This is a genomic window from Spiribacter sp. SSL99 (assembly GCF_009805925.1).
In the GTDB taxonomy this organism is placed as follows: domain Bacteria; phylum Pseudomonadota; class Gammaproteobacteria; order Nitrococcales; family Nitrococcaceae; genus Spiribacter; species Spiribacter roseus.
The window spans coordinates 80,229-93,601 of sequence record NZ_MAOM01000021.1; the positions used below are offsets into that span (position 1 = coordinate 80,229).

Annotated in this window: 1 protein-coding gene; it reads right to left on the reverse strand. The window is 60.8% G+C overall.

Going from position 1 to position 13,373, the window contains the following annotated elements:
* Nucleotides 1–342: 342 nt before the first annotated feature.
* Entirely contained in the window at nucleotides 343–13,368 is a 13,026-nt protein-coding gene (locus BA899_RS09370; RefSeq protein WP_159300422.1) for an S-layer family protein, read from the reverse strand.
* Between the last annotated feature and the right edge of the window lie 5 nt (nucleotides 13,369–13,373).

Here is a 13,373-nt window from a genome sequence, read left to right on the forward strand (position 1 = left end):
AAACGCTCTGATCAGGCTCCACCGGGCGCTCACGGGGGGCTGGCTCCCGCTCGGACGCGACGAATTCGGTGCGTACCCCGCCCGCCGCGGCCGCACTGGGCCTGCGAGGTTCGCTATCTGATCGACTCGACGAGCGGTCTTCGCCCACGACACTGCGGCCGAGCACCCGGGGCGTGGGTGCCGGAGTTGTGTCTGAGCGATCGGCCTCGGAACCGGGCCCGGGGCGGGGAACTGGGTCTCCTCCTTCCAACACCGTCACGGATCCACTCGTGACCTGCGTGTTCGCCACGCCATGGACACTGGCAATCGCCAGAATCAGCAGGGCAGCCGGCGCTCGCCGCATCAGCTGATGCCCCCGGCGTCGATCAGGTCGTTCCACCAGTCGCTCGATCCAACCGGATTCTGCTCGGCGAAAAGGCTGGCCGTATCGTCTGGCACACTTGCGTTGCTGAAAGTCACTTCAACTCCGCCGCTGACCGCCGCGTACTCATCATTTGTCTGCGGGTCATCGTCCTGCGCGCGATTCACCACGAAAAAGCCTTCGAGATCGATTTCTGCCACCCCGTTTTGCGCGTCCAGCACCGAGACGATTTCGCTCAATGCGCTCGAATCGATGCCTCCCCCGGACGCATCCGCGTACAGCCCGTCCAGATTAATGAGATCTTCGCCGACTTCAAAGTCCGCAATACGCACATCCACCGATGTTTCCACTTCGGGCGCCACGATAAACGTGTCTGACCCCGCATTGCCGCTCAGTGTCGCATCCGCCGTGCCCTTGCCCATGGCGGCCAGCGTATCGTCGCCCTTACCGCCGGAGAGCGTATCCGAGCCGCCCACCGACACGAGGACATCGTCGCCGGCGCCGCCCCGTAGGTCGTCATCCCCGTCCCCGCCGATGATTCGATCATCACCGTCCCCGCCCAGGATGCTGTTCGGTGAGCTGTCCTGTAGCGGCCGTCCACCGCCGTTATAGACAAAGGCATCGGATGCCGTTTCGGTGGTCACGAACCCCGTCACTGGATCGTCCACCAGCACGGCGTCCGCAAATACAATTCGCTCCGCCTGAATGAAATCCGTCTGCCGGCCAAGTGCGGTGACTTGATCAACCCGCAGCACCGTTTCATCGACGTCGAACTGAAGATCCGGCGTTTCCTGGCCCAGGATTGTCGGCGTGGCATCCGGGTCACTGCTGGAATCATTCAGTAACTCGTTAAGCGTGTCGATTTCCGCACGGGTCAGCGCGTTGATCAGATAATCCGCCGTTCCCCCGGCGAAGGTCGCCACATCCGTTCCATCATTGCCGACAAAGATGTTCTCGCTACCGGGCTGGTGTCCATCGATGTCGCGGCGATAGGCGTCGTTTCCGTCACCACCGGCCATAGAGTCATCGCCCGCACCGCCACGCAGCGTGTCATCGCCCGCACCGCCGATGAGCACGTCATCGTCCTGCTCACCGATCAGGATATCGCTGCCGTCATAACCTAAAATCACGTCATCACCGGCGTCGCCGAAAATGAATTCATCGCTCGCCGGCGTGCGAGCAGCGCTGCCATCAAGCAACTCGGCCGTCTCATCGATGATGTTGTCGCGAACATCACCACTGATCGAATCACCGCCCTGCGGCAGCACGAGCAGCTCATCGGTCGTGGTATCGGCCGTCGCATTGCGGGCGGAATCGGTGAGGACCGCGACGACATCGTAGCGCCCGACCTCCAGTGCATCGGCGGCGGACCAGTCCAGGGACCAGTTGATGACGCCATCGCCCTCGGTGAGCGTGAGGCCATCGCCCTCCCGGAATACCCGGCCGTTGATGACCACTTCGAAGGCCAGATCGTCGTCGTTGCCCAGCGGGTTCAGCGTATCGGTGAGGATGACGGTGCCGGTCACGGCGGGGGTGGCGGTTCGCGCATCGAGGGTATCGATCACGATGGTGTCGGCGTCGGGCGCCTGGTCATCCACGACCGCGAAATCCCCGTCGGCTCCGGTGGGCCTTGCGTCCGCCACCGCGTCACTCAGGTACTCATTCATGCGATCAGTGATGCGCAGTCGGCCGATGATGGCAGCCGCCGCGTCGACGTCGATGCCGCCGTCCTTCCCCCGGCTTGCGGCAAGATCGCTGAGCAGCGTATCGATGCCACCGTCCACGCTGACACCGCTTTCTGACAACGCGGCCAGCTTGAGCCCGTACTGATTGCTGGCCTTATCCGAAGCGCCGCCCGTTGCATCCAGGTTGATGGGCTGTGCGCGGACCTGTGAGGGATCAACGCCAACCAGGTCGGCGACAATGTCAGCCGCCGAATCATAGAGCGCCCGGGCGGCGGAAAGGCTGGCCGCTTCCGGGCTATCAAGATCAACGCGCAGCGCCGCCGCCTCCTCGGCGAGGCGCACAGCAGCCTCGGTGTAGGGCGTCAGGCTGATGCCAGTGGCCGTCCCTGCATTGGTACTGGCATATCCACGCAGGGCACTGTCCAGTGTGACTGCGTCGCCCGTCGCCTCGTCGATGAATAGGGCCTGACTGCCCTCGGCATCGCTCACCCTCAGCCAGACGTCACCCTGATAGTCAGAGAGTTTGAGCGAAAAGCCCTTGGTCAGGCCCGACGCCTCGCTATTCCCGCCGCCCACCTGGGGCGGGAGATTGTCCAGGCCTGCCTGGGCGGCCGCGGCTGCTGCCTCTGGCAACTGCAAATTGCCGCGCAACCCTGTTTCGGTCTCAAGCGCCGTGACCTCGACACGGTCTGCTCCTGAGGTAATACTCCCGTTTTCGTAGGTAAATAACTGATTACCGTCGCTATCGAAACCTTCTATCGCGAAGGTGCCCGTCACAAACGGCCCCGCTGACAGATCCACGTCCAGTGTGCTGTCGCTACCACCGGTGATCTCGAGCGTGCCAGTGGCCACCGAGGACTCAGCGCCAAGCGGGTCGATGACGTTGTAAACGAACGCACCCGTGGCGACCTCACCCTCCGGCAGGTCCGGTGCATTCAGGTTGCTCAGACTGTAACTGCCATCGGCATTGATGGTGAGCGTCACATCGCCCGTCTGCGGATCGCCATTGGCGTCGGTGTAGTCCAGCGAGATGGTGAGGGCTGTCCCCGCGTTCTGGAGGGAGCCGCTTGCGGCTCCGGCATCATCGATATCGAGTTCATCCCGGGCATGGTCGACGTCATTGGCGTTATCCAGCAGTGCACTGGCGTCGGCACCGACACTGACACCCCCGTCGGCGAGCACATCGTCGGCCGCCGCCGAGATCGTCGCTCCGGAGAGGGTTGGCGCATCGTTCACGGAGGTGATCGTCGTGCCGAGCGCGATGGTCTGATCCGAAACCTCGGTGGTACCGCCGTTATTGATACCGGAGACGTCCGCTGTGCCACCGGAAGTAAAGCCAGTGAAGTCACCCTCGATCAGGCGAACAGTGAGTGCTGGAGCGGCGCCGTTGAAGTCCGCCGCGGGAACAAAACGCAGCGATGAAAACCCATCAAGAATCAATGCATTGGCGTCACTGACCGATGTGCCAATCGTCTCCCAGGTCCCACTGACATTATATTGCCAGTTGCCCGCCGTACCGTCGGCTGCATTGCCGATCACGGCAATACCGGCGAGACCATCGGCGAGATCGCCATCCCGGGAATCGTCAAAACTGTCCGCGAAAAGCTGGCCGACGATATCACCATTGGGATCGGCGGTGTCCTCTTCCACTTCAGCCAGCGCAACATCACCCGAGGCCACCGGCGCATCGTTCACATCGTTGACCGTAGTCTGAATGGCAATCGTCTCGGCAGAGATCGCTGTCTCACCACCGTTGGTAGAAACATCGGCCGCCTGGCCCGCCGTGAAGCTCGACAGATCCTCAAGCAAGCGAACCGTCAGATCCGGCGCCGCGCCATTGAAGTCCGCCGCCGGGACAAAGCGCAGCTCATCGGCTGCAGCAAGAATGAGCGCTGTACCATCCGTTGGGCCATCCGAGATGGCCGTCCAGTTACTCCCCTGATTGGTGGAGAACTGCCACTCACCCTTGGTCGTATCCTCGGTATATCCGGTAATCGCAATGCCCGCGAACGAGTCCGCCGAGCTGCCACCGGCAACATCATCTGCCGGGTCATCAAAGCTCGAGGACACCAGGCTGCTAACCGTCGCCCCTGCGGGACCAGTCGTGTCCTCATCAACCGACGTCAATGTCACATCACCCGAAGCCAGCGGTGCATCGTTGATCGGCGTGACATCAAACGTGAGCGTGTTCGGAGTCTGGTCCGTGTCCTTGCCGCCGCGATCGACGCCCCCATTATCAATGACTTGGAAGTCGAAGCTGGCATATCCGGTGCCGTTGGCATCGGCGGCCGGTGTGAAGGTGAGATCGCCACCGTTAATCGCCTCAACCGGGATCGAATCCCCGGAGCTCACTGCATTGCCGCTGAGTTTGAGCTCACCGGCACCTGGCAGTGCCGCTATTAATACCGAGTCGAAAGCATCGCCGTCCTCGGGATCACTAAAGCCAAAGTCCGAGGCCTGAAGTGTATAGGTCTGGTCCTCATCGACCGTCACCTTCCCGTCGCTGCCCGAGGGCGGCTCGTTGGGGGATTCTCCGGTTATTGTGATTGTCGCGGTCTGCGCAACCGATCCACCATTGCCATCGTCAACGGTATAGCTCGCCACGATGATGTTCGTCTCATCCGGGGCAAGACCCTCAAATGTCGCATCCGTCGGATCCACCATGAGATCACTACCGCTCCGGCGAACGCCAGCCGGCAGATCTTGACCGCTGTTGCCGGTCGCTTCTCCATCAACCGTATAGGTCAGGTTCGCCACCGCAAGCGTATCGCTGACATCGACATCGGCGGTGCCGGCGAGCAGGTCCACCGTCGCGGCAGGCTCTCCGGCCTCTACCTCCACGCCAAGCTGCTCAGTGACCAGCGGATCATCGTTGGTTCCCTGGACCACGACTTCAAGGCGCGCGCTGTTGGAGACCCTCAAGTCGGAATCCTCGACCGAGAAGTCATAAACCAGCGTGACGGATTCACCGACAGCGAGCCGGTCAAACACCGCCGCATCCCCATCAAAGCGCCAGTCCTTAAAGGCAATCTGCTGGTTCGCGTCCAGCACCTGCCCGGTCGGCACAGAGAAATAGCCCTCAATGACGCCCGGACTGACCCCCAGAATGCTTGTATCACCGGCCATCTCGGCCAGTTCAGAATCAACCACCTGGACCGTTTCGCCGGCATCCAGATCACCAATCGCCACTTGACCGGTTGTAGAAACCGCCGCTGCGTCATCCCCCTCAGTAAGTGTGCGGCGCATGAGTGTTGCGTCAGGGGCCAGTTCATCATCGATATCTGAGGATGCCACTCCCTCACCAAGCCACTGGATAATGGGCGCGCTGTCCTCATCGCGTCCTTCTGCCTGACTGGTATTCGAGGCCGTATCAACCACGAAGACATCGAGGCTGTATGCACCCGGATCCAGGTCGGTAAGCGTCAAGCGCCAGGTTCCTGGGGTATCCACATCGCCCGAATCAATAATCTCGAGCGCGCTCCCATCCGATCCGTCGATTGGATCGGCCGAGAAAACCGTCGTATCGCTCAGTGCGACTCTGAGCGACAGATCGCTATCTTCCTCCGCTGTATTGGCGCGATCGAAGAACTGCGCATCGCCCGTGATAACAGGTGTATCGTCAATGACCAAAAACTCACCGATGGTCGGTGGTGTAACCGGCCGATCCGAATCGACCACGCGACCGCGGATGGTCTCGTCACGCTCGACGAAAGAATCCTGGCTGTCGGTAAAGCTGGTCTGGTTGCGAAGCGCGGCGCCTGGGTTCTCGAAAACAACGTTGCCCGTCTCGGGATCACTGCTTGGCGACACATTCTCCTTCAGCCGATCGATCGAGCGCTGAACGCGGGAGTCTTTCTCCTCTTCACCAGAAAACTCAGAGAGTGCCGCAAGCTTCAGCCCGTATTGGTTGGCATCGGGGTCGTCGTTGGACTGGAAGGATGTTTGGTTGACCGCCACCGGACGCGTGTCACGAATATCCACGCCAGTCAGCTCCCGGACACGGTCTGCCGCGCTATCAATCGCGGGTAAGGCGTCGTTCAGGACCCCCGCGCTGTCCGCATCCAGTGTGATCTCCTGACCGGTAGCCTGCTCTACGAGCTGGATCGCGAGCTCGGTGAACGGCGTCAGGCTGATTACACCAAATCCTACGTCAGGTACTTCCGCTGAACCACGCAGCGGTATATCCAGCTGGGTTTCTTCACCGAGCGACTCATCAATGTACGACGAAGTGTCCTCGACCTGCAGAAATACCGGACCCGAGAAGTCGTCAAACCGGACCTTGAGACCCGCAATCACTTGCTGCCCATCAACGGTGTCGGTTGCAACTTCCGTCAGGGTGGCACCCTCACCCACCGTCTCGCCCGGCGGTTGTCCTTCATAAACGAAGAGCTCGTTGCCCTGAATATCCACCGCCCTTATGGCGAGCTTGCCATCGACAAAAGGACCGGCTGCAACACTGATATCGAGTCCGGAGAAAACTGCCTCCACATTGATGGTATTGAGCGGCGCAGTCGTCGTGTCGTTGCCAGTACCTCGATCACCACCACTATCCACGACGGTGATGCTGACGTTCCGGTCATCAGTCTCTGTTGGCGAACCGCTGGTGTTCTCATAGGTCACAAACCGCACAAGTTCATTCGCGGTGGATTCACTGAGCGACAAGTCCCTTAACGTGACAGTGGCGACGTTATCTTCGTTGTCATAGGTGACGTCGTAGGTATAGCTATCCGTCGATCCGCCGGTCACCGCCGTCAACAGATCAATCCCCGATCCATCAATGTTCAGGATCTCACCCGCATCGGCGACGTTGGTCACGTCAAAGGCAAGCTCGGAGATCGTATCCACAGCCTCGACTGTGCTGATCGCAAAATCATCGCTCGTGATGTTTACAGGTGTGGAGTCGTCGGATTCCGTATGTGTAACTGTCCCAGACGTGGCGGTAATCTCGGGGGCATCATTGAGGCCAGTAATGGTAATCGCCGCGGTCTGTTCAACTAACCCCCCGCTTCCATCCTGAATCTCATACCCGGCGACGATGGTACGGGTGTCCCCATCAGCCAGGCCCTGAAAGGCCGGGTTCTCGGGGTTCACCGTCAATTCGTTGCCTATGACAGTTATGCCATCAGGCGGATTGGCACCATCGTTACCAGTGGCATCACCATCAACTGTGTAGGTGAAATCGACCGCAGAAAGTGAGTCGCCAGAGTCCACATCCGTTGCGCCGGCGAGCAGATCCACCGTCTGCGCCGGGTCGTCCTCGGTCACTGTCTCCTCAATTTCTTTTGATACGACCGGCGCATCATTCACGGAGGTTATCGTCGTGCCGAGCGCGATGGTCTGATCCGAAACCTCGGTGGTACCGCCGTTATTGTCACCGGAGACGTCCGCTGTGCCACCGGAAGTAAAGCCAGTGAAGTCACCCTCGATCAGGCGGACGGTCAGTGCTGGCGCGGCGCCGTTGAAGTCCGTCGCCGGGAGGAAACGCAGCGATTCAAACCCGTTAAGAATCAATGCATTGGCATCACTGACCGATGTGCCGATCGTCTCCCAGGTCCCACTGACATTGTATTGCCAGTTGCCCGCCGTACCGTCGGCTGCATTGTTGGTCACGGCGATGCCAGCAAGACCATCGGCGAGATCGCCATCCCGGGAATCGTCAAAACTGTCCGCGAAAAGCTGGCCGACGATATCACCATTGGGATCGACGGTGTCCTCTCCCACTTCAGCCAGCGCGACGTCACCCGAGGCCACCGGCGCATCGTTCACCGGGGAGATTTCAATGGACGCCGTATCAGTCATGGATGAGAACGCCGTCGCCCCGCCGCGCTCGCTGACATCCGCGTAGTCACCCGCTTTTCCAGTGGTCTCGTCCCAGGCGCCGAAGTCGATGGTGGCCGAGCCGTTGTAGTGGGTAGCGGGGACAAACCGGATCTCATCGCTCGCATCCAGCAGCAAGCCCTTGCCAGCGTTGTCCCCGGAGAGGTCGATAGCCGTCCAGCTCGATCCGGAATCCGTAGAGAACTGCCAACCGCCATTCGTCTCATCGACTGCGGTCACATAGATTGAGTCATCACTCGGGCCATCGGGATCGTCGATCGACCCAGAGGCGATTAATTCATCGACGCGCGTCCCGCCGTTCAGGCTGTTAGAGATATCCTCATCGATCCCGGCGAGCTGCGGGGATTTCGACTCATCAAGCGTCGGGGCATCATTGGTGCCCGAAATCGTGATGTTTGCTGTCTGCTCCGAAGACAACCCGCCATTGCGGTCTTCGACTCGGTAAGCAAACGTCCCAGTCGCGGTCCCGCCGGCAGGTAGCTCGTCCCAGTCGACTTTCGACAGCTCATAGCTGCCGTTCTGGTTCACCGTGAGATCAACATCCTGGCTCTGGTTGACGCCATCGGCATCGGCGTAGCTGAGGGTCACGGTCACGGCATCGCCAACATCCGCGGAGTCACCGTTGACTTCACCGATGACCAGCGTGGTGTCCTCATCATCCACATCGGAGGCGTTGTCCAGCAGGTTGCTGGTCACCGCTGTCACGGTAATGCCCGTTTCCAGCTCATCTTCGGTGCTATTTATTGAGCCCGGCACAGTGACTTCGGGCGCATCGTTACTGCCCGTGATCGTTACCGTGACCTGCTCGTCAGCAGTCGCGCCCGCCGCATCCTCGCCCGTGAGCGTGTAACTCAGCTCAACCGTGTCTCCCGAACCCAGCGCCTCCAGGTCCAGTTCGCTGGCATCATATTTCCAGGCACCCGTCGCCTCGTCCGTGATGCTGAACGCACCACGCAGCGCCGCGGCACCCAACTCCGAGGGCAGCGATGGCGATGATCCAACACCCGAGGCGGTGTATGCCAACGTCACATCCGCATCGGCCGTGCTCGTGCTCACTGTCAGCGATTCGCCCGCGTCCACATCCGTAAACGCCACATTACCGACCGCCACCGCTTCCTGCGCCGGCGTCTCGTCACCCGAAGCGTTCTCCGTCACCGAACCGGCCAACGCACTGTTTGACGTATCAACCACCGGCGCATCGTTCACGGAAGTGATCGTCGTGCCGAGCTCGATTGTCTGAGCCGAAAGCTGGGTGATGCCGCCATTGTTGTCACCGGAAACGTCCGCTTTGCCATCGGAAGTAAATCCAGTGAGGTCACCCTCGATCAGGCGAACCGTCAGATCCGGCGCCGCGCCATTGAAGTCCGACGCCGGGACAAAGCGCAGCTCATCAGCTGCAGCAAGAATGAGCGCTGAACCATCCGTCGGGCCACCCGAGATGGCCGTCCAACTAGACTCCCCATCAAGTGAGAACTCCCACTCACCCTTGGCCGTGTCCGCGGTATATCCAGTGATCGCAATGCCCGCGAACGCGTCCGCCGAGCTGCCACCGGCCACCTCATCTGCCGAGTCATCAAGCTGTGAGGACACCAAACTACTGACCGTCGCCCCCGCGGGATCAGCCGTGTCCTCATCAACCGGCTTCAACGTCACATCACCCGAGGCAACCGGCGCATCGTTGACCGGCGTAACTGCAATACTCGCCGTATCCGTTGCGCTTGAGAACGCCGTATCAGCACCTGTCGAACTGACGGCAACGTAGGTCCCCGCGCTGCCGGTGCTCTTATCCCAGGCACCAAACGTGAGATCCGCACTGCCGTTGAAGTCCGCATTCGGTGTAAACCGGATCTCATCGCTCGCATCCAGCAGCAAGCCCTGGCCAGGGTTGCCTCCAGAAAAATCGATCGCCGTCCAGCTTGATCCGGAATCCGTCGAGAATTGCCAACTGCCATTCGTCTCATCAACCGTCGTGACGTGAATCGCCTCAGCCGCCGATCCATCTTCATCGGTAACCGAGCCGTCCACGACGATCGCGGACACCACAGTGCCTGCGTTGTTCGCATCCGGAATATCTTCGGCAATGGCCGAAAGGGACGGATCCTCAGTGGAATCCAGCACCGGCGCATCGTTGACCAGGGTCACCGTCGGGTCCGCACTGCCCGTGCCCGTCTGAGCAGGCGAGCCGTCATCCGTGACCGTCAGATCCACCGCCGGCAGATCATTGCCAGCATTCACATACGCCGCACCGGCACTCGTCAGCAGAACTTCGCTGTTCGCCGTATCCAGCGTGTAGAGCGCATTACCCGAGCCATCATCCGGCACCGCGCCGGTAAAGGTCACCGTGAGGCCATCGCCCTCCTCATCAGCCGTGGTGTACGTCGCCACCACCGCATTCTCGGCAACCGCCCCATCGTCCTCAGTAAAGTCGTTCGCCGTCACCGTGATCGTCGGCGCATCGTTGACCAGGGTCACCGTCGGGTCCGCACTGCCCGTGCCCGTCTGAGCAGGCGAGCCGTCATCCGTGACCGTCAGATCCACCGCCGGCAGATCATTGCCAGCATTCACATACGCCGCACCGGCACTCGTCAGCAGAACTTCGCTGTTCGCCGTATCCAGCGTGTAGAGCGCATTACCCGAGCCATCATCCGGCACCGCGCCGGTAAAGGTCACCGTGAGGCCATCGCCCTCCTCATCAGCCGTGGTGTACGTCGCCACCACCGCATTCTCGGCAACCGCCCCATCGTCCTCAGTAAAGTCGTTCGCCGTCACCGTGATCGTCGGCGCATTATTCGACGGCTCAGCCACTTCAGTACCGGTTAAGGTGATTGTCGCGGTCTGGTTGACTGTGCCCCCGTTGCCGTCGGTAATCGTGTAACTGGCCTCGATGACGCGTGTCTCGCCCAGAGGCAGATTCTCGAACGCCGGAGAGTTCGGCTCAAAAATCAGTTCGGTGCCATCAAGGCGTATGCCCTCGGGGCGTTCTGAGCCTCCGTTACCGGTAGAAGAGCCATTCACGGCGAACGACAGATCGGTCACCGAAAGCGTGTCATTCACATCTGCGTCGGTGGCGTCGGCGAGCAGATCCACCGTCGTGCGGGCATCGCCGACGTCTGCTGCCACGTTGATCGCGCCACTGATTTCCGGCGCATCATTCGTGCCCTCGACCGTGATTTCGAGGCGCGCCTTGTTTGAATCCAGCGGTTCGGAATCATCAACCAAGAAGTCATAGAGCAGCGTTACGGATTCATTGCCACCAAGCCGGTCAAAAACACCCGCATTGCCACTGAAATTCCAGTCCTCAAAGGCTATCTGCTGACTCTCGTTGAGCACCTCCCCCACCGGAAGCGAAAAGTACCCCCCGAGGGCACTTTCGCCGACATCGAGGACCTGCGTATTGCCGGTGATCTTGACCAACTCGGAATCGCGCACCTGAACCGTTTCCCCGGCATCAAGGTCCCCGATCGCCAGCCGGCCGGTTGCCGAGACCGCTGCCGCGTCATCACCCTCCGTGAGCGTTCGACGAACGATGGTTGCATCAGCATCGAGCGTCCCGTCCGCCGCATCCGGTGCGATGACGCCCTCGCCGATGAACTGGATTACTGGGGCATTGTTCGCATCGCGCCCCTCAGCCTTGGTTGTGTTTGAGGCCTCATCAACGACAAACACATCAAGGCTGTACGCACCGGGGTCCAGGTCGGAGAGTGTCAGCCGCCAGGTCCCCGCGGTATCCGCATCGCCTTCCTTAACAACCGTGAGCGCCTCATCGCCCGACGCATCATCGGCGTCAACCGAGAAGACGGTGTCATCACCCAATGCGACCCTCAGGGAGAGGTTGGAATCCTCGAGCGCGGTATTCTCACGATCAATGAACTGCGCCTCCCCCTCAATCACCGGGACATCGTCGATGACGAGAAACTCACCGATGGTCGGTGGCGTATCAGGACGATCTGCGTCTATCACGCGCTCGCGGATCGACTCGTCTCGATCAACGAAGGCATCCAGGCTGTCCGTTAAATCAGTCTGATTGCGAAGGGCCGTTCCAGGGTTCTGGAATTCGATCGTGCGCTGGGCAGCATCAGCAACTGGTGAAACGTTGGCTGTGAGTGAGTTGATGGCGTTTTGTACGCGGTCGCCTGTCTCGTCACTGCCTGCAAACTCGGAAAGTGCAGCCAGCTTGAGGCCATACTGATTCGCATCGAGGTCGTCGCTTGACTGAAAGGAAGCCTGGTTGACCGCCACTGGGCGTGTGTCGCGAATATCCACACCGGTGAGATCGCGAACCCGATCCGCGGCGCTGTCCAGAAGACCCCGCGCAGCGGTCAGCCCATCGACGTTCGACGCGTCCAGAGTTACCGATGTACCCGTTTCCTCGATAAGCTGGATCGCGAGCTCGGTGAAGGGCGTGAGGCTGGCCTGTGCGATCCCTTCAGGCGGCACTTCCGCTGAACCGCGCAGCGGTATATCCAAGGTGGTTTCCTCGCCCAGGGACTCATCAATGTAGGCGGAGGTATCTTCGATCTGTAGGAACACGGGACCCGAAAAGTCATCGAATTGGACTTCAAGCCCCGTGATCACCGGCTCCCCGGCTACGGTATCGGTCTCGACACCCGCCAGCGTGACTCCGGCACCCAGGGTATCGCCCGGCGATTCCCCTTCGTAAACAAAGAGCTCGTTCCCCTGACCGTCCACGGCCCGGATGGCGAGCTTGCCGTCAACGAAGGGGCCTGCCGCGAACGCAATATTCAGCCCGGTGACGGCCGCGTCACCGAGCGAGGCGGCGCCGGCGCCGGCGCTGCCCAGACCACCGCCGAAGAGTCCCGCCACTGCAGAAGCAAACCACGCCCCCGGACCGTCGCCGAACCAAAGCCAACCACCTTCGTCGTCGTCGTCCTCGGGCGCAGGTGGCCCCATCTGTTCGTTCAACTGAGTGATTGAGACGAAGCGCGGATCCGACTCCGTAATGGCCTCAGCCTGCGGCAGAGGAGTCTCCGAGAGGATTTCACCGGTGGAGTCCGCGGGGGCACCTGGGTCCGCCTGACTGATCGCGGGCGCCGAGCCCTCGTCCCCGCGCCAGAGCACAATGCCCTCGTCGTCATCGTCCTCATCTGACCGATCCGGCGCGGGGGGCGGTAACTCACCCGCCAACGCCCGATCACCGATGATGACATCAGGCGTGTTGGCGAAAAGCGCATCAGGAGCTGCAGCTTCCTGCTCAAGAACAATAGTGAACCGATTCTTCTGATCGAGTATATCTTGGGGGACATCCGGCAAGGGAACCGGCGATGCGCTGCTTACCGCAAGCAGCAGATCGGAAGAAACGCCCTCACCGTCTCCTTCATTTTTTTGCTCACCGCCAAATCGCCCCCAGAACTCCTCGAGCCGGCCGATGAGCACGCCGATCACCGCCGCCCCTAGCAGAGCCATGGAGCGGCGGGACAAACCTCGCGCAGTAAGTCGTGCCGCCGGCACCGATCGACGTTTCATTAATT

Coding starts and splice junctions, on each gene's coding strand:
- BA899_RS09370 (WP_159300422.1), bottom strand. CDS start 13,368: ATGAAACGTCGATCGGTGCCGGCGGCACGACTTACTGCGCGAGGTTTG.